The 18770-nt window shown below is 68.9% G+C and carries 10 protein-coding genes; 4 read left to right on the forward strand and 6 right to left on the reverse strand.

The window, feature by feature from the left end:
* Positions 1–230 precede the first annotated feature (230 nt).
* From OJB03_RS02815 to OJB03_RS02830, 4 genes are all read left to right on the forward strand, one after another.
* Positions 231–2675, forward strand: coding sequence for an endonuclease MutS2 (locus tag OJB03_RS02815; RefSeq protein WP_263785048.1), 2445 nt, complete (start codon positions 231–233; stop codon positions 2673–2675).
* A 177-nt stretch (positions 2676–2852) separates the two neighbouring features.
* On the forward strand, positions 2853–3818 hold the full coding sequence (locus tag OJB03_RS02820; RefSeq protein ID WP_263785050.1) for a 2-hydroxyacid dehydrogenase: 966 nt from the start codon (positions 2853–2855) through the stop codon (positions 3816–3818).
* Between the two features lie 184 nt (positions 3819–4002).
* Complete coding sequence (locus OJB03_RS02825) at positions 4003–4464, forward strand: DUF4783 domain-containing protein (RefSeq protein ID WP_263785051.1); 462 nt, start codon at positions 4003–4005, stop codon at positions 4462–4464.
* 120 nt (positions 4465–4584) lie between these two features.
* Positions 4585–8673 carry an ATP-binding protein gene (locus OJB03_RS02830; protein WP_263785053.1) on the forward strand — a complete coding sequence of 1363 codons (4089 nt, stop codon included), beginning with the start codon at positions 4585–4587 and terminating at the stop codon, positions 8671–8673.
* A gap of 13 nt (positions 8674–8686) precedes the next feature.
* Here OJB03_RS02830 and OJB03_RS02835 read toward each other — a convergent pair whose 3' ends face one another.
* The 6 genes from OJB03_RS02835 to OJB03_RS02860 all read right to left on the reverse strand — a co-directional run bounded on the left by OJB03_RS02835 (position 8687) and on the right by OJB03_RS02860 (position 18760).
* The gene (locus OJB03_RS02835) at positions 8687–9943 is read right to left on the reverse strand and encodes a M48 family metallopeptidase (RefSeq protein ID WP_272507112.1); all 1257 of its coding nucleotides are present in this window, start codon (positions 9941–9943) and stop codon (positions 8687–8689) included.
* Positions 9944–10183: 240 nt separating this feature from the next.
* On the reverse strand, positions 10184–12859 hold the full coding sequence (gene treY, locus OJB03_RS02840) for a malto-oligosyltrehalose synthase (RefSeq protein WP_263785059.1): 2676 nt from the start codon (positions 12857–12859) through the stop codon (positions 10184–10186).
* A 29-nt stretch (positions 12860–12888) separates the two neighbouring features.
* Positions 12889–14661 (reverse strand): malto-oligosyltrehalose trehalohydrolase, encoded by a 1773-nt coding sequence (treZ, locus tag OJB03_RS02845; RefSeq protein ID WP_263785061.1) that lies wholly within the window; start codon positions 14659–14661, stop codon positions 12889–12891.
* Positions 14662–14842: 181 nt separating this feature from the next.
* On the reverse strand, positions 14843–16360 hold the full coding sequence (gene malQ, locus OJB03_RS02850) for a 4-alpha-glucanotransferase (RefSeq protein ID WP_263785062.1): 1518 nt from the start codon (positions 16358–16360) through the stop codon (positions 14843–14845).
* A gap of 118 nt (positions 16361–16478) precedes the next feature.
* Positions 16479–18227, reverse strand: a complete 1749-nt coding sequence (locus OJB03_RS02855; RefSeq protein ID WP_263785065.1) for a PH domain-containing protein — start codon at positions 18225–18227, stop codon at positions 16479–16481.
* Positions 18227–18760 carry a PH domain-containing protein gene (locus OJB03_RS02860; protein WP_263785066.1) on the reverse strand — a complete coding sequence of 178 codons (534 nt, stop codon included), beginning with the start codon at positions 18758–18760 and terminating at the stop codon, positions 18227–18229. The genes OJB03_RS02855 and OJB03_RS02860 overlap by 1 nt, the downstream gene beginning before the upstream one ends.
* Positions 18761–18770 lie beyond the last annotated feature (10 nt).

Below are 18770 nucleotides of genomic sequence, written 5' to 3' on the forward strand. Positions count from 1 at the left end.
GCTGAGGGCGCCTGTGCCGCGTGGTTTTGGAGCAGGCGAGCCGGCCAATTGTTTATGCCCCCACACCATATACCGGATGGCCCGTCGGGTCGGCGAAGCAACGGGCCGGTCCCGCCGTGAACGGAAGTGTGTGAAAGGCGAATGCCCCTCTTCAAGGGCAGAGGTCGTTTTCACGCCCCGGTTCACGGGCTCCCGAATGTCCCCCTCACTCTCGCGTGCCGCACGCCCTCATGGAGACGTACCCTGACTCGCTGGATGAGAAGCTCGGCTTCGACGTCGTGCGCGACCGCCTGGCGGCCCGCGTGCAGAGCCCGTTGGGCAAGGAACGCCTTGCGTCCATGCAGCCGGCCCGGACGATGGGCTGGCTGCGGGGCGAACTCGGCCGGGTGGAGGAGCTGCAGGGCGCTTTTCAGTACGGCGACTCGGTGCCGCTGAGCCCGATGTACGACCTGCGGGATGCCCTCCGCCGGGCCGCCCCGGAGGAGGCTTACGTGGACCCGGAGGACCTGATGGCAACCCGACGGACTCTCGTCACGCTCCGCCGGCTGAAGAAGCACTTCGAGGCGCGGCGCGAGGACTACCCGCGGCTGGCCGACGCCGTGGCGCGGGCCACCCCGCTCCCGGACCTCGAGGAGCACGTCGCGTCCATCCTCGACGAGGACGCCTCCATCCGAGACGACGCGTCGCCGGAGCTGCGGCGCCTGCGCCAGCAGATTCGCTCGAAGGAGAAGGAGCTCCGCAGAACGCTCGACAAGGCCCTCCGCCATGCCGTCCAGGAGGGCCACGCTACCGGCGAGCAGGCCACGCTCCGCGGCGGGCGCATGGTGATCCCGGTCCGCGCCAGCGCGAAAGGAAAGGTGGAGGGCTTCGTGCACGACCGCTCCGCCAGCGGGCAGACCGTCTACATCGAGCCGGCGGCCTGCCTGGAGCTCAACAACGAGCTGCGCGAGCTCCAGAGCGCCGAACAGGACGAGATTGAGCGCATCCTGCGCCAGGTGACCAGTCACGTACGGACCGAGAGCGACGCGATCGAGGAGAATCTGAAGGTGCTGGCCCAGTTCGACCTGCTGCGGGCGAAGGCCCGCTTCGCCAACCGCCTGGACGCCGTGGTGCCCAAGCTCAACGACGAGGGCCACGTCGAGATCTACGAGGGCCGGAACCCGGTCCTGCAGCTGCACTTCGAAGGGCTTGACGACGAGACCGACGGGCGCGCTCCAGGGGAGGAGGAGGCCCTCCCGCCGCGGGAGGTGGTGCCGCTCGACATAGAACTTGGCGCCGACTTCCGCACGCTCGTCATCACCGGGCCCAACGCGGGGGGCAAGACGGTGACGATGAAGACCGTTGGCCTCTTCTCGCTGATGCTCGCCTACGGGCTGCCCGTCCCGGCGGCGCCCCACTCCTCGTTTCCGCTCTTCGACCAGATCGTGGCCGACATCGGGGACGAGCAGTCGATCGAGGACGACCTGTCGACCTTCAGCTCGCACGTTTCCAACCTCCGGCACATGCTCTCCGCGGCCGGGGACAACGCGCTCGTCCTGATCGACGAGGCGGGCACCGGCACGGACCCGGATGAGGGGGCGGCGCTGGCGCAGGCGGTGCTCGAGCGGCTCACGGAGGCGGGCGCCCGCACGATCGCGACCACCCACCACGGGACGCTCAAGACGTACGCCCACGAGGCGGAGGCCGTGGAGAACGGGTCGATGGAGTTTGACCAGGAGACCCTGCGCCCCACCCACCGCTACCAGGAGGGCGTGCCCGGGTCGTCCTACGCCTTCGAGATTGCCCGGCGTATGGGCCTGTCGGGCGACCTGTTGGACCGGGCCCGCGGCCTGGCCGGGACCCAAAAGACGGAGATGGAGAACCTCATCACCACCTTCGAGCGGCGCACGCAGGAGCTGGAGGATGAGCTCTACGACGCCCGCAAGGCCCGCGAGAAGGCCGAGGCGGAGCAGCAGCGGTACGAAGAGAAGCTGGAGAAGCTAGAAAAGGAGCGCGACGAGTTTCGCCAGCAGGCCCTGGAGGAGGCCGAGCGCATCGTGGAGGAGGCCAATGCCCGCATCGAGAACACGATCCGCGAGATCAAGGAGGCCCAGGCCGACTCGGAGACCACCCAGGAGGCCCGGCAACAGCTTGAGGACTACAAGCAGAGTCTCCAGACGCGGCGCGAAGAGGCCGAGGCGGAGCCGGATCGGGCGCCCGCCGAGGCGAACGGGACCTCCTCCGAGGCCTCCGTCGGCCCCATCAACGAGGGCGATCAGGTGGTGGTGGACGACGGCTCGACCGCCGTGGAGGTGCAGGAAATCGAGGACGGGGAGGCGCTCGTCGTGATGGGCTCGATGCACATGCACGTGCCGCTCGGCCGCCTGACCCGCGTCGGCGGGCCGGAGCCCGAGGACGAAGACACGGGCGGGAGCACCGACATGGCGGCGCTGGAGGCGAGCCCTTCGATCGACGTGCGGGGCCAGCGGGTGGACGAGGCCCGGCGGCAGGTGCAGCACTTCCTCGACGACGCCGTGGCGGCCAACCTCGACACGGTTGAGATCCTCCACGGGAAGGGCACCGGGGCCCTCCGTTCCGCCCTCCACGAGATGCTTGCCGACCGGCCCGATGTGGCGGACTACCGCAAGGCCCCCATCGAGGAGGGCGGAGCGGGCGTGACGAAGGTGGACCTCTGACGTTGAGTCGGGGAGGCTCCATCGACCGGGAAGCGGCACGCCGTTCGCACCCGCACCGGACGCCAGCCTCCAATGCTCCGCGTTGGACGAAATGCCCGCCGGTTTGTAGCTTCGTGGGCGGTAGCCCAAATCGACGACACATCCCCTCGACGACGTTTCCCAACAGCACGTCCACTGATGGCCCATATCGTTTCGACGCGTCCTCTCATCGACGGGGGGCTCTCCGGGGTGCGAGGCGAGCACACCCTCACGGTTTGCGACCCGCCCGACGGCAGCACGCGCTCCATTGACGACCTCGTCGCCCTGACCGACGGGGCCGATGTGCTGCTGTCCGTGCTCGCCGACCCGATCACGGAGGCGCTGTTCGAGGCCCGCCCGGGGCTGCAGATGGTGTCGCAGTACGCCGTCGGGGTCGACAACATCGACCTGGAGGCGGCGGCGGCCCACGACGTGGCCGTTACCCACACGCCCGGCGTGCTGACCGACGCGACCGCAGACCAGGCGTGGGCCCTGCTGCTGGCCGCTGCCCGGCACGTGCCGGCGGCCGACCGGTACGTGCGCGACGGCCGCTTCGAGCGCTGGGAGACGACCCTCTTGATGGGCACGGAGCTGTCCGGCAAGACCATCGGCATCGTCGGCATGGGGCGGATCGGAACGGCGGTGGCGCGGCGCGCCCTCGGCTTCGGCATGGAGGTGGTCTACCACAACCGAACGCGGGCCAACCCGACCGTGGAGCGCCAGGTAAACGCCCGGTACGTAGAGCTGGGCGAGCTGCTGGAGACGAGCGACGTCGTTTCGCTGCACTGCCCGCACAACGACGAGAGCCATCACCTTCTCGACGCGGCGGCCTTCGCGAAAATGAAGGCGTCGGCCCTGCTGGTGAACACCGCCCGCGGCCCCGTCGTCGACGAGGAGGCGCTGGTCGATGCGCTCGCGGATGGCGAGATTGCCGGGGCGGGGGTCGATGTGTTCGAGGACGAGCCGGACGTGCACCCGGGATTGGTGGAGCAGGACCGGGCGGTCCTGGCGCCCCACTTGGGCAGTGCCACCACCGACACCCGCATGCAGATGGCCCAGATGTGCGTGGACTCCATCACGGCGTTTCTAGAGGGGGCCGAGAGCGTGCCGCATCGCCTCGTGTAGGCCGCCGGTGTCTTCTGGACTGATCGGTCCGGTGGACGTCCCTGTGTGGGGCGGCGGACAGTTGGCGGCGGGGGATCGGGCCATCAGCCTGCAGGGTGGCATCGGTTCGTTTTTTGCGGGTGCACACTTGTGCCTAAATCCACCGCACTGTCACTCATTCCTTGCCGGTTGGCTTCCTGCGCCCATGTCCGTCCCAAAATCGTTGATGGTGCTCCTGGTAGTTGGAATTGGAGGGGCCCCATCCGTCGTTCAGGGACAGGCGGCAGACTCGATTGCGTCGGTCCCGGACTCGACGACCGAAGACACGCCCGCGGTGGCACGGCGGGTGGCAACCGCGTTCGCGGAGGGGGATGCCCGTCGGCTCCTCACGCCGTCGGCCGATCGGGTCGAGATCAGTCTCTTCGGCAACCGCACGTTCTATAGCGACTCGCAGGCCGTGTACGTGCTGCGGGAGTTCTTTCGGCGCCATCCCTCCGGCCGCTTTGCGATGGGGGACGTGATGGCAGCCGGGACGAGCTTCTTCGTTCGGGGGGAGTACGAGGAGGCCCGCATGGCCCGCCGGCATCACGTCTATGTTCGGCTCGACCAGCCACAGGGCGAAGACCTGTGGAACCTGCACGAGGTTCGGATCGAACATGCTGAGTGATGGGGGGCAAACGCTACCCCTTGAGGGAAGGCCTGTCGTGGGCCCCTACGCCGACTGTGCCCGTGCTCGCTCGTCTGTGGATTCGTGTCTCCGGTGCGCGTGATGGATCGCCTGCTTCGCATGCTCCGACGTCGCCCGTGGGCCTGGGGCGTGGGCCTTGGGCTGTGCGCAGGGATCCTGGTGACGGCCGGCCTCCGCATGTACGCGGTGCAGAAGATTGAGGCCGACGCGACGGCCCGCCAGGAGGCGGCGATGGAGGCGGCCCTCACGACGATCGAGGAGCGGTTCGCGAGGCTTCGCGGGCGCCTGCACGACCGTGCGGAGGGGCTCGCCGCCGACTCGAGCATCCGAATGGACCTACGGAGCTGGCGAGAGCAGGGCACACGCCCATCGGGGCTTGCCCACTACGTGGCCGCCCGCCCGCCTGAGGCTCGCACGGCAATTGAGGTATACGCCCCGGACGGCGCTGCCCTTGCCTGGGCGGGGCCGCAGGTGCCCATCGACAGCGCACGGGTGGAGAAAGGGCAGGTCGCCCGGCCCCGCACGACCGTCGTCCGCGACGAAAGCGGCCGATGGGCCCTGGCGGCCTGGGCACCGGTGACGCGTGGGGGAACGCAGCTGGGGGGCGTACGGGTTGCGCGCGTCGTTCGGTACCAGCCGCCCGTGCAGAACCGATACGTGCAGGGGACGAGCCTGGAGGCCCAGTGGAGCCGCGCGACCGGCGAGCTGGTGCGGGTGCGCTGGACCGGGGCCCCGCCCGCGACGCCTCATCGGGTGCTTCGGGGCCGGGACGGCGCCGTCTTGGGGTACGCGTCCGTGGAGCCGCCCTCTCCCGACCGGCTGGTGGACCGAACGTCCGCGTTCTACACAGATCTCCTTGCGGCCGGGGCCGTTGGGCTCATTGGATGGGTTCTCATTCTGGGTGGGCACTGGTACCTCCGGCTCGCCCGGCGACCGGGGCTTCGCCGCCACTGGCGGGCCCGGCGGGCGGCGGCGGGACGACTTGGTCTCGTCGCGCTCCTCGCGGTCGGGGCACGCTACGCGATGCTGGGGCTTGACGTGCCGGCCCGATGGGCGGAGCCCGGCTCGGGCCTCGATCCCCTCTTCGACCCGACGTACTTTGCCTCCACCCTCGGGGGTGGACTTTTTCGGTCCATCGGAGACTTGCTCCTCTCGGGCGTGTGGGCAGGGGCGCTCGCCGCTGGGGGAGTGTACCTGGCACGGCACTACCGCCCGCAGGCAGAGGCGTTGAGTGGGCTTCCGGCGGCCTTTCGCCGATACATGCCGGAGCGGCCGCACGCCGCTCGCTACCTTGGAACCCTGCTGGGGCTCGTGGCGGGAAGCCTCGGAGCGGTCGTAGCCCTCGCCTTTATCGTGCGCCGGGCGGTCTTCGACAGCACCCTTGACTTCTTCGCCCGCACCGGGCTGCTTCCAGAGCCGCTCGTGCTGGGGGTGCTGTGCGGCCTTTTTCTTCTGGTGGCGGCCGGCATCCTCGTGGGGGTCGGGGGCACGTGGGTGGCCCTGCGCCGCCTCCTGCACCACCGCCCCCGCAGCTGGCCGCGGGGCATCGGGCTCGTGCTCGGCACGGGGCTATACGGCGGGGCACTGGCCGCGCTGTACCTCGGGACGGACGTGCAGGCCTTCGTGTCGCTGCCGTACGTGCTGGCCCTGCTCGGGGGCGTCGCCGCGATGGCGACGTACGGCCTCATCGGGCAGGAGGATGGGGATGAGGCCCTCACGCTTCGGGGCCTGCTTGGGGGGCTCTTTGCGGTCACGTTGCTGCTCTATCCGCTGCTGCATGCCGGGATGGACGCGAAGCGGCAGGAGCACATGGTCGACGCCGCGCGCTCGTTTGAACAAGGCCAGGACCCCCGCGTCCTCTATTCGGTGCGCCGGGTGCTCCGGTCGGCGTCAGAGGCACTGGGCCCGTCCATCCAGGCCGAGGACCTCGCGACCGCGGCCCGGACCGACTCGGCCGCGACCCGGGTCGTGCGGGAGTCGCTGCTGTCGTCCCTCGCGACGTACGAGGTGCGCCTCAGTGTGCTGGAGTGGGACGGGACGGTGCGCCGCCAGTACACGGCCGACGGGCCCGTGGCGGCGGGGGAGCGGACGGAGGCTGCGGCCCGACAGGCGTTCGAGGGCCTCTCGTCGCGCTACGGGCAGCGCCCGGGGCCCGTGGTCCAGCAGCTGTCGTCGAGGGGGGGCGTCCAGACCGCCGAGACGCGTCGCGTGCAGTACGCCGGGCTGTTGGGGATGCCGGCGGAGGGCGAGTTCGTGGAGGGCTGGGTGCTGGTCCGGATCGAGCCGCAGTCCGTGCTGCCCGGGACGGGGTTCGGCCTGTCTCGGGTCCTACTGCCGGACGGCTCATTTGGGGACCTGTACGCCGATCTGTCGCTCGCGGAGTTCCGGGAGGGGCGCCTCGTGCGGAGCGCGGGCGAGGCCTTCGGCCGGGCGCGCCTGCAGCCCACTGAGCGTGATGCTCTCCGTGGGCAATCGGGCGTGTGGCGGAACGAGACGGTGCGGGGGCGCGAGTACCTGACCCACTACCGCCGTTTCGTGCCCACGGGCGAGACGACCCCCTCGACCGTGGCGGTGCGCATCCCGGCCATCCTGGCGTTCGACCACCTCTACTACCTGCTCCGGCTCACCGTCGCCGGCCTCTGTGTCGGGCTCGTTGTCTACCTGCTGGGCCTCTACGTGCGGCACCGACGGGGGCGCCTGCCGGCCTCGCGCGTGCGCTTCCGCGACAAGGTTCTCAACGCCTTCCTGGTCGTCGGGATCGTCTCGATGGTGGCCGTGGGCGTGGTGGGAGTGCGCGTGGTGACGGGCGAGAACGAGCGGGCCATCGAGCGGCGCATGTACGACCAGCTCACCCGCGTCGAAGAGACGCTGGCCCTGGAGGCCCGCCCCGACGAGCCCCTGTGGCGGGCGGCGGAGCGGATGGACGTGGACACCCTTGCCGCCCGGGTGGGGCTCGACTTGCACCTCTACGACGAAGGGCAGCTCACGCGCACGAGTCAGCCCCGCCTCCGCCGCGACGGGCTGGTGGACGAGCGCCTGCCGGGGGGCGTGTACCACGAGCTGTACGACGAGGCCTACCGGTTTGTCACCGCGGAGGCGTCCATCGGGCAGTTTCGGTACCGGGTCGGGTACCGGGCGCTGGTCGACGAGGCGGGACGTCCCCGAGTGGTCGTTGGCGTTCCCACGCTCGCGCAGCAGGAGCAGCTGCAGGAAGAAAAGTCCCGCACCCTTGCCTACCTCTTCGGCGCGCTACTGCTGCTCGTCGTGGTGGTTATGCTCACGGGCGTGGTCCTGGCCAACGCCCTGGCCCGGCCCATCGCCCAGCTCCGACAGGGCCTGGAGGCCGTGGGGGAGGGCCGGTTCACGCGTTCCCTCTCCGTTGGCACGCGAGACGAGATTGGCGACCTCGTGCAGACGTTCAACGAGATGCGCGACCAGCTCGCCGAGAGCCGGCGCAAGCTGGCCCGCCAGGAGCGGGAGCTGGCGTGGCGCGAGATGGCCCGCCAGGTCGCCCACGAGATCAAAAACCCACTCACGCCCATGAAGCTGTCCATCCAGCACCTGCGCCGGGCCTTCAAGCGCACCGATGACGCTACGGGCGCGGACGAGTTCGCGGAGGTGTTCGACCGCATCACGAGCACGCTCGTGGCGCAGGTCGAGTCGCTCGTGCGCATCGCCGACGAGTTCTCGACCTTTGCCCGGCTGCCCACCCGCGTCCCCGAGCCGATCGACCTGATCGAGGTCATTCGGGAGGCCGCGTCGCTCATGGAGGAGGGGGCGGCCAACGCCGAGGCCCTGGCCCTCGACCTGCCAGGCGAGCCGCTGGTGGTGGAGGCCGACCGCGAAGAATTGCGTCGCGTCTACATCAACCTCCTCAAAAACGCCCTGCAGGCCCTCCCCGATGACCGGGAGGGGCGAGTTCGGGTAACCGCGCGGAGCGAGCATCACGAGGGCGACGGGCCGTCGGTCTACAGCGAGGTGATCGACAACGGCACCGGGATGCCGCCGGAGGTGCAGGACAAGGTGTTCGAACCCAACTTCTCGACGAAGACGGGCGGCACGGGTCTCGGGCTGGCCATCGCCCAGAAGAGCATCGACGAGCTTGGGGGGCGAATCGGCTACGAGACGACGGAGGGCGAGGGGACGACGTTCTGGATCCGGCTTCCCCTCGTCGCGGAGCGGGACTGAGGGGCCCGCCTGGCTATCCGGTCGTGGAGGCCGAGCGGGCCGCGGCGCGAATCTGCTCGATGCGCCTTGAGAGGGGCGGATGCGAGTACTCCAGCGCCACTTTGAGGGGGTGGGGCGTGAGGTTGGAGAGATTCGTCTCCGCGAGGCGCTTCAGCCCGCCCACGAGCGGCCCGTCCCGGTCGGTGGTCTCGACCGCAAAGCGATCGGCCTGAAACTCGTGGCGGCGTGCCCAGGCATTGAGCGGGACCGTGAGCAGCAGGTCCACCGGCGAGTAGAGCAGGCCGAAGAACAGCAGCCCCGTGTAGACGGACGGCTGGTCGACGTAGAAGGCGTGGAAGAGGCCCTCCACCTGCAGGAAGACAGAGAGCATCAAAAAGAGGACGCCGGTCTGCACCACGCTGGTGGCGATGCGCTGAGGAATGTGGTTGAGCTTGTAGTGCCCCATTTCGTGGGCCACCACCGACAGCAGCTCGTCCACGGACAGCTGCTCCACGAGGGTGTCGAAGAGCACGATGCGCCGGTTCGCTCCGAAACCAGTGAAAAAGGCATTCGCCTTGTTCGACCGGCGCGACCCGTCCATCACGTAGACCTCGTCGACCGGAAAATCGACCCGGTCGGCGTACGACAAGATGGCGCCGCGGAGCTCGCCCTCCTCCAGCGGCTCGAAGTCGTTGAAGAGGGGCATCAGGTAGCGCGGGGCGAAGAACTGGAGCAGCAGCATCACTGCCGTCACCACGACCCAGGCGTACACCCAGCCGTACGGGCCGGTGGACTGAAAGAACCAGAGCACCGCGGCCAAGAGGGGCCCCCCGAGGGCCACGCCGAGCGCGACGCTCTTCAGCAGGTCGAGCACGAAGGTCTGGGGCGTCGTCTCGTTGAAGCCGAATCGCTCCTCGATCCCAAATGTGGAGTAGAGCGAGAACGGCAGGGACAGCGCCCCGCGGCCGAGCACCAGGAGGCCCACGTAGCACAGCCCCGTGACGACGGGCCCGAACCCCCAGCCGCGCACGACCGTGTCGAGCCCTTCGAACCCGCCCACGAACCAGAAGACGAGCAGCACCGCAAGGCCGAACGTGGACGAGAAGAGCCCGAGGCGAGTCTGGGCCCGGGTGTATTCCTGGGCGCGCTCGTACTCCGCCTCGTCGAACGTGTCCCGAAACTCCGCCGGCAACTCGGGCTGGAGGTGGCGGAGGTTTAAGAGGTCCGAACCGAGGTTGAGTACGTACTCGGCCAGAAGGGCGCCGAGGATCAAGGCGGCGTAGGTGTTCACAGGTGCAAAACGTCGGGTTGGATTGTAGGATTGGTCGGAGACCGGTTCGCGTTGGCCCCGCATGTCGAACGCGTCCGTAACCGCCCCGCCTCGCGGCGTGGTGGGGCGGCCGATGGGCCGGCGCAAGTCTTCGTTCTCGGTGTGAAAGTGGCGGTCTACGATGCGCGGGCCCGTGCCGGCAAGCACCCTGGCCCGAAGCGCAAGCGACTCGGCCTGAAGCCTGGTCACTCGGAAGTCAAACTACTCAGAGGCCAAAACCGCTACGGGAGCTGCTGGCATGTGCTGTTGACGTATCGTATCGACGGCGTCGATGGAAGTGCCCGTCAACACGTCCGTCCAGCAGCGTTTGGCAAGCGTTTCAGGGAGGGGGAAGGACGCTGGCGCGTCGCGGTTGTGGGCAAGCGGGTAGCGGGCCACGACAGTCAAGAGGGCCGCGTCCGGGTCATCCTCGGGGCCCGTGAAGCGGCCAAATGCGAACCCGTTGCTGGCGCCGTCGCCCTCCGGCGTGAGTTCGACGTACCCCTCGGCGGCCGCGAGGGCCGAATGCGAGCGGCGCCACCGCAGCAGCCGCGCCGTGAGGTAAAGGTAGGCGCGCGGGTCCGGGTCCGCGAACAGGTCCTGCACGGCCGCCACGCTGGGGTCGCTGAGCAGCGGGCCGAGGGCGTTGAGGGCCGACCGGCGGGCCTCCCAGTCGACCGGACGGCGGTTGTCGGGGTCCACGAGCGAGAGGTCGGCACCTTCAGTGCCCCGGTACACGTCCGGCACGCCGGGGGCGGTGCACTTCATCGCGAGCTGGCTCAGCCGGTTGGCGAAGCCCGCCTCCGCGAGCCGAACGGCAAAGTCGTTGAGCACCGTCGGCGTCTCCGGGTCCGTCGTCACGCCGCGGACGAAGGCCTTCAGATCCGCCTCGTAGTCGGTGTCCGGGTTGATCCAACTCGTCTGCTGCTTTGCCTCCCGGGCGGCCTTTTCCATGTAAGCCGCGATCCGATCGGCCAGGTCGTCACGGGCCCCCGCGGCGGGGGGCGTGCCGCGTGCGTCCGTCCAGAGCGCCGCCAGGGTCTGGAAGAACAGGTAGGCGTCCTTGTCTGACGGCCCGTGTGGGCCGCGGTGGTCGTCTCCGAGCTCCGTGAGCGATGCCACCACTTCGGCCCAGCGCTCCGGCCTCTCGGCGATCCCCAGGAGCCGCATGCGCGTGTCGGCGCCCCGCTTGTGGTCGTGGGTGGCGGTGGTGAGGAGCGTCTCCGGGTACTCCCGCGCCCGGAACCGATTGCGAGCGTGGACGGCGTGGTCGTGCGTTCCGAACGCACCGGGCTCGCTCCCGACCTCGTTGAGGGCCGTGAGGGGGACGTAGCGGTACAGGGCGGTGTCCTCAATGCCTTTCGCCGCCACCGGGCCCGTGTACTGCTGGAGGCGGCCCACCCAGTCGCGCTGCCCGCCGTGCAGGTCCGCCCGCAACTCGCCGAGAATGGCGTGCTCCACAAACGCGTAGACGATCGGCTCGGCGGCGGGGTTGCGCTGGAGGGCCCGGTGGAGGGCCTCTTCGATCACCTCACGCGCCGTGTCGGGGGTGTGGGGAAGAAAAGTGCGGTAGCGGTCGAGGGCCGCGATCCCCTCCCGGAGCGCCTCGCGAAGCGCGGCGCGCGGCACGTCCCGCGTGTGGTAGTCCGCCTCCGAGAGGCGATCGAGCTCCTGCGACAGCCGCGTGAGCTCGCTGGAGAGCATCTGCTCGATGACAAGCAGCTTGCTGTGGTAGACGGCAGTCTCGTAGTCCTGAGCGTCGGGGACGGCGCGTCGGTAGGTGCGGCGGAGCGCTTCTTCGTTTTTCGGGTACAGCAGCGCCCCCATCGCGTCGTTCAGGAAGTCGTAGCCCGTCGTGCCCTCTACGGGCCACTCCTCCGGCAGCGTCTCGTGGGGCGCCAGGATCTTTTCCACCCAGATCCGATCGGCGCCCAGGTCCTTGAGGCGGCCGAGGTACTCGTGGGGGTCGAAGAGGCCGTCGATGTGGTCGATGCGCACGCCGTCCACAGCCTCCTCTGCCAGCAGGTCGCCGAGGAGGCGATGGGTCTCCCAGAACACGTCCTCGTCTTCCATTCGGAGGCCCACGAGGTCGTTGATGGTGAAGAAGCGGCGGTAGTTGATCTCGCGCCCGGCGGTTTTCCAGTACGCAAGGCGCCAGTGCTGGGCCTCCAGCAGCTCGTGCAGCGTGTCCCGGTCGAGGAGATCGTTCAGCGCCTCCGGGTCAAACGTGACGTCCACGGCGTCGAGGCGGCGGCAGAGGGCCGCGGCCCGGTCCCGCGCGTCGGGGGCGAGCTCCGCCAGGGCGTCGCGCACGTCTTGGAGGTCGAAGTACGCCTCGGTACGCTCGAACTGGGGCAGAAGCGCGTTGAGCACCGTCGGGTAGGTGCGTGGGCTGAGGGCGAAGCGGTGCTCGTAGTAGGTGGCGTAGAAGGTTCCGTCCTCGTACGACAGCCCAATGCCGCCGTCGTCGAGCACTGTGCCGTAGGTGTCTCCGAGGAAGGGGAGGAGAACTTTGCCCTGGAGTTCCGGCTTGAGCGGCGCCCAGTCGATGTCGAAGTGGTGGGCGTAGGCCGAGTGGCGCCCGTAGGCGAGCACATCCTGCCACTCCTCGTTGTCCGGGCCCACCCCGGCGTGGTTGGGCACGAAGTCGAGCACGAGGCCAAGGCCCGCCTCGGCGGCCGTCTCGCGTAGCGACTCGAACCCTTCGCGTCCCCCGAAGGCCGCCCGCACCTGGGTGTGGTCGACCACGTCGTAGCCGTGCGTGCTGCCGGGCCGTGCCTCGGTGATGGGAGAGAGGTAGAGATGGCTCACGCCGAGCGCCTTCAGGTACGGTACGAGGGCCTCCACCTCGGCGAACCCGAAGTCGGGCGTGAGCTGGAGTCGGTAGGTAGCGGTCATGAGATGGGTCGGAGCTGAGAGAGGCGCTGCTATCCTGCCCCGAACACGACGGCCCCTGCTCGAGAAAAGGACACCGCGTCGTCCGTGAACGCCGGCGGCCGCGGGGCAAGGGTGTACCCGCCCTGCTCGGTGTGAAGTACCGTTGTAAGCCCCGACGGCGTCTCCACTTGGGCCGACCCTCCCAGATTCACGACGACGTGAAACGGGGGGCGCTCCAGCCGCAGCGTCGTGTCACTCGGGGCCGCCACGGTCATCTCATCGCCGAGCCGGGGGCGCAGGGCGAGCACGTCGTGGTAGAGGGCCAGCACGCCGTCGTGCGGGGGGCGGCGCGGCTCGTCCCAGTCCAGCACGCTTCGCTCGAAGGTGGCCGGGGCCTGCGGGTCGGGCACCTCGCCGTCAAAGCCGGAGAAGTCCGCAAACTCTTCCTTCCGTCCCTCGGTGACGGACGGGCCGAACTCCTCGTTGTGGTCGGTGAAGAACTGGAACGGGGTGGACGCCGCCCACTCCTGGCCCATGAAGAGGAGGGGGATTTCCTGCACGACACAGATTAGAACCGAGAGCGCGCGGTACATGGCCGGCGACACATCGTCGGTGAGCCGATTGCCGGTGGGGCGGTTGCCCACCTGGTCGTGATTCTGGATGAACGTGACGCACTGCGCGCGGCCCACCGGGTCCGGATCGGTGCCGCGGGGCCCGTCGAGGTGCTCGGAGTACCCGCCCCGAAAGAACCAGCCGTCCCGGATCGTCGTGGCGATGTCGGGGGCCGTCGTGTCCTGGTAGTCGCGGTAGTAGCCCTCCGTGTCGCCGGCCGTGAGCACGCGCAGCTGGTGGTGCAGGTCGTCGCTCCAGACGGCGTCGAGGCCGTAGCCGTCCGCATCGCGCGGCTGCACCAGGGTGTTCAGGTTGCGGTGGTCCTCGGCGATAAGGTGGCGCGTGGGCCCATCGACGTGTGTCTCCACGGCGGCGGACAGCTCGGCCAGGAAGTGCGGATCGCTCTCGTCGTGCAGGGCGTGGGTGGCGTCGAGCCGGAGGCCGTCGATGTGGTACTCCCGGAGCCAGTGCAGCGCGTTGTCGACGAAGAAGCGCCGGACCCCCTCGGCCCCCGCATCGTCGAGATTGATGGCCGGCCCCCAGGGCGTCTCGTACTTGTCGGTGAGGACGGGGCCGAAGGCGTTGGCGTAGGCGCCGTCCGGCCCCAGGTGGTTGTAGATAACGTCCAGGATCACAGCGAGGCCCGTCTGGTGCGCCGCGTCCACGAGGCGGCGCAGGTCGTCGGGACGCCCGTAGGTGTGTGCCGGGGCAAACCAGGCCGCCGGGTCGTAGCCCCAGTTGCGCCTGCCGGGAAAGTCGTGTACCGGCATCAGCTCGATCGCCGTGACGCCCAGGTCCCGCAGGTACGCGAGCTGCTCACGGACGCCGTCGAAGGTGCCCGCCTCGGTGAAGGCGCCCACGTGCAGCTCGTACACCACGAGGTCCTCCCGGGAAATTCCGTCCCAGCCCGTGTCGCCCCACTCGTAGCCATCCGGGTCAACGACCTCCGAGGGGCCGTGCACGCCATCCGGCTGGTGGCGCGAGGCCGGGTCGGGAAGTGGGCCGTCATCGTCGAGCCGGAACCGGTAGCGCGTGCCGGGGGCCGCCGCGTCGGTGGTCCGCGCAAACAGGCCGTCCTCGGTCTCCGGCAGGGCGAGGGACGGCCCGCCGTCGATCGCCAGGGTGACGGCGTCCGCCGCCGGGGCCCAGACGCGGAACGTGACGGCGTCGTCGTGGGGGTGGGCGCCATGGACGGGAAAGGACGAAGACATGCGAGACGGAGGCAAAACGTCGTTGGTGGTACGGATATCAACGGCCGGTGAGAGGGCCGTATTGGGGAAGAGCGGCGTTCACTCCACGTTTTCCAGAGGTCATCTTTGTGCAAGGGAGACCGGAAGGGCCCCACCCAACGAAGTCACGCCTGAGGCATTGCGACCTCGAAGTGACAAGGGACTACTTGTAGCCGGACGCCCGGCCGTACAGGTGCGTGAGCTCCGCAAGCCACTTCTTGTCCTTCTCGGTGATCTGGTCAGGGGTAAAGCGCCATGCCCAGTTGCCCCCCATGGTCCCCGGCGTATTGATGCGGCCCTCGCTGCCCAGCCCAATCACGTCCTGGAGCGGCGTCACCACGCGGTCGGCGACCGACGCCATCATCGCCCGGAGCGCCTGCCGGTGGACACCGTCATCGGGGTCCGTGTCGGGCAGGTTGAGGTACGAGCGCGCGAACTCTCGTTCTTTGTCGGAGAGGTCCTTCCGCCACCAGCCGACGAGGGTGTTGTTGTCGTGCGTGCCGGTGTAGGCGACCAGGTTGCGGCGATGATGGTGCGGCAGAAAGTCGTTGTCGGGGCCGCCGCCGAAGGCAAACTGCAGGACGGCCATGCCCGGAAAGTCGAACGTGTCGCGCAGCGCCCCCACCGAATCGGTGATGATGCCCAGGTCCTCGGCAACGACCGGCAGCTCTCCGAACTCGTCCTCCATGGCGTGGAAGAACGCGGCCCCCGGCCCATCCTCCCACGAGCCGTCGATGGCGGTGTCGTGCCCGGCGGGAATCGACCAGTACTCGTCGAAGCCTCGGAAGTGGTCGAGCCGCACGAGGTCGAACAGCTCGAACGCGCGCCGTAGCCGCTCCGTCCACCATTCAAAACCGTGCTCCGCCATCCGGTCCCATCGGTAGAGGGGGTTGCCCCACCGCTGGCCCTCGGGACTGAAGTAGTCGGGCGGCACGCCGGCCACCGACGTTGGTGTGCCGTCGTCGTCGAGCCGGAAAAACTCCTGGTGCGCCCACACGTCCGCGCTGTCGGGGGCGACGTAGATCGGAAGGTCCCCAAACAGTCGGATGTCACGGGCGTGGCAGTAGGCCTGCAGGGCCGTCCACTGGCGGTGGAAGAGGTACTGCCAGTAGACATGCCGCTCGATCGCCGTCTCGTGCTCATCGCGGGCGCGCTGAAGGGCCTCCGGGTCGCGGCGCACGAGGGCCGAGGACCATTCGGTCCAGGCGGACCCGCCGTGGGCGTCCTTCAGGGCGGCGTAGAGCGCGTAGTCGTCGAGCCAGGCGGACTGGGACTTCCGAAACTGCTGCACGCGCGTCGCCTCCGGGGTCGACACGTTGGCGCGAAATCGGCGGAAGGCCGTGCGAAGGACCTCCCGCTTGCGGGGAATGAGGCGCGCGTAGTCGACGTGGTCGTCGGGCAGTTCCGTGAGGGGGGCGAGGTCGTCCTCTGTGAGCAGCCCGTCCTCCACGAGCGGTTCGGGACTGATTAGAAGCGGATTGCCGGCAAACGTGGACGGGCTGGAGTAGGGCGAGGCGCCGGGCCCGATGGGCCCGACCGGCAGGACCTGCCACAGCCGCTGGTTGGTGCGGGTGAGAAGGTCGGCAAACTGAAACGCGGCCGGGCCAAGATCGCCGATGCCGTACCGGCTGGGGAGGGCGCTGACGGGAAGGAGAAGGCCGCTCGTGCGTCGAGAATCCACGGAGGGGAACAGTTGGTGAGGGGGGCGTCAGTATTGGGGCACGCCGTTCCAGTCAACGGAACAGAGACGAAAATGTCCAGACGGCGCGTCGGCGTCCGGGAGAAGTCCGCGGCGCGGCTCACTCGAGATCCTCGTCGACTGGAAGGTGGGGCCGCTCGTCGGGGGCGAGCCGTGTGTCGGGGGCGCCGGTGGCGGCCTCCACCCGGCCCCGGTACAGCCGCCGAAAGCGGCGGTAGAGCGTGTCGAACTGGGCGTCGGCCTCCGCGGCGGGCACGTCGATCACCTCGGGGTACTCAAACGTTGCGGCCCCGGCGGTGTCCACGAAGAGCGTCTTGAGGCCGAGCCGGCGCTGAAAGATCGACGCGGTGGCGTTGAAGACGTGAAATTTCTCGACCGGCAGAATCCACAGGTAGTGCGACAGCACGCCCCGGCGGATGTAAAAGCCGTCTTCGCCGCTGGCGTACGTGTGGTTGCGGTACTGAAGGACGGCCCATCCCAGAATGAACGGCACGAGCCCGAAGCCCCACCAGGGCAGGACGACGCCGCCCAGGCGCAGCCAGTCCGCCGGCCAGAAGTAAATGGTGGGCAGGAGAAGGGCGGAGAGCACCGCCGTGTAGCGAATGAACCGGCGCCGGATGGTCAGGCGCGAGACATGCGTGAACGACTCGGGCAGCTTGACGGAGCGTACCTGGCGGGCCAGCTCGAGAATGCGTTCTGCTCCGGCGAAGGGCGCGATGACCCGGTGGCCCTGCTCCTCCACGTCCAGTCCCACCGTCTGGACCTTCAGTTCGTACCACCCGAAGGCCCGCATGAACGGGTTGGTGCGGAGGATCAGCGCCTGCACCTTGTCGAGCGGGATCGTGCCCTCCGTCACCGTGAACAGGCCATGGCGCTTGCGCAACTTGTCACCGTCGAGCCACAGCCGAAAGTTGTAGTAGCGCGCCACGTGGACCCCGATGCCACTGACCCACCCCAGAAAGATGGCGGCCACCACCGTCGCGAGGATGGCCAGGGCGGGATGGCTAAAGATGACCTCCGACACCCACTCCATCTGGCCTCGCGCCCGAAGCACCCGTTCGACCAGCGCCTCCGGGTTGAACAGCTCGAGCACCGTGAAAATCACGGCGAGGTAGAGCAGAGAGAAGCGGAAGGCCCCCGACAGCAGCACCCGTCGCAGCGGCATGTCGAGCAGTGTATCCGTCTCGGTAGCGTCCTCCGCGTCTGCGTTCGCCTCCGCGTCGGCTTCCTGCGAGTCCCGCTGGAACGACCGGACGACCTGGCGGATCTTGCGGGCCTCGTCCTGATGCACGTACTCCAGGCTGCCCTCGGTGCTGGTGCTTCCGGCCGTTTCGAGCTTTACCTTTGCGATCCCGAACAGCCGGGCGAACAGGTTGCGTTCGATCTGGATGTTCTGGACGCGCTCGATGGGAATGCTCCGGTTTTTCCGGTTGAACACGCCGCTCTGGATGACGACCTGCTTCGGCGTGATGCGGTAGCTGAACCGCCAGTACTGGAGCAGGATGGCCGGCAGGGCAAACGCGCCGTACAGCGCACCGAGCACCAGCGAGGTGACATTTTCCGTGGAGCCAGGGTTGCGGAGAATCGGGAGCAGGATGATCACCAGGGCGGGCAGGCTGGCGCCCACCCGCAGGAGAAGCGTGAGCGGATGCAGGCGCTGCGGCTCACGGACGGCCCCGAGCGTCGTCGCGGCCGCGTCCTCCGCCGCGTCCGTCGAGGCAGTCTCTGCCGAGGCATCCTCTGCCGTATCGGTTGAGGCAGCCTCCGCATCGTCCGCGGGGCGGTCCGGCGCTGGGGGCGTATCCGGGCGCCCATCGGAATTGGGCTCCGCGGGGGGAGAGGGCGGCATTACACCGGCTCTTCAGTGAGCGGGTCTTCGAGGATAAAGCGCTTGATCTTGTCCCGAATGGTCTCGGCCTCCGACAGGGGCAGGCCGGGAATCACGACGTCGCTGCTGCGCGACCCGGCGGTGTGCACCACCAGGCGGCCGAGCGCGAACTCCCGCTCGATCAGGTCCTGGGACACGTCGACGTGCTGGATGCGACGCAGCGGCACGATCGTGCGGACGTGTTGCAGCACCCCATGCTCCATGTAGAGCTCTTCGGGCCGCAGTACGAACCCCCATGCCCGGTAGCGAAGGCGCGGCCAGGCCACGCAGTAGAGCACCCCCCCCACGAGTACCGTTCCCGACAGCGCCCCAAAGGGAAGCCAGGAGTCAGGCGAAAACAGGTGGGTGAGGTCGTAAAACAGCGCGGGAAGAAAGAGAAACATCGAAAAGGCGGCCATCTTGATCGTCCAAATGGACCGAATCGATGGGTCGAGTGACCGAATGGCGTCGCCGGCCGCCACGTCGGCAAAATCGGCGTCGGCGAGGGCACTCATGGGGGAGGGA

Source organism: Salinibacter grassmerensis (assembly GCF_947077765.1).
Lineage (GTDB): Bacteria > Bacteroidota > Rhodothermia > Rhodothermales > Salinibacteraceae > Salinibacter > Salinibacter grassmerensis.

Excerpts from the sequence above, each read along its gene's own strand:
- OJB03_RS02815 (WP_263785048.1), top strand. The coding sequence starts at position 231 with ATGGAGACGTACCCTGACTCGCTGGATGAGAAGCTCGGCTTCGACGTC.
- OJB03_RS02820 (WP_263785050.1), top strand. The coding sequence starts at position 2,853 with ATGGCCCATATCGTTTCGACGCGTCCTCTCATCGACGGGGGGCTCTCC.
- OJB03_RS02825 (WP_263785051.1), top strand. The coding sequence starts at position 4,003 with ATGTCCGTCCCAAAATCGTTGATGGTGCTCCTGGTAGTTGGAATTGGA.
- OJB03_RS02830 (WP_263785053.1), top strand. The coding sequence starts at position 4,585 with ATGCTCCGACGTCGCCCGTGGGCCTGGGGCGTGGGCCTTGGGCTGTGC.
- treY (WP_263785059.1), bottom strand. The coding sequence starts at position 12,859 with ATGACCGCTACCTACCGACTCCAGCTCACGCCCGACTTCGGGTTCGCC.
- treZ (WP_263785061.1), bottom strand. The coding sequence starts at position 14,661 with ATGTCTTCGTCCTTTCCCGTCCATGGCGCCCACCCCCACGACGACGCC.
- OJB03_RS02855 (WP_263785065.1), bottom strand. The coding sequence starts at position 18,227 with ATGCCGCCCTCTCCCCCCGCGGAGCCCAATTCCGATGGGCGCCCGGAT.
- OJB03_RS02860 (WP_263785066.1), bottom strand. The coding sequence starts at position 18,760 with ATGAGTGCCCTCGCCGACGCCGATTTTGCCGACGTGGCGGCCGGCGAC.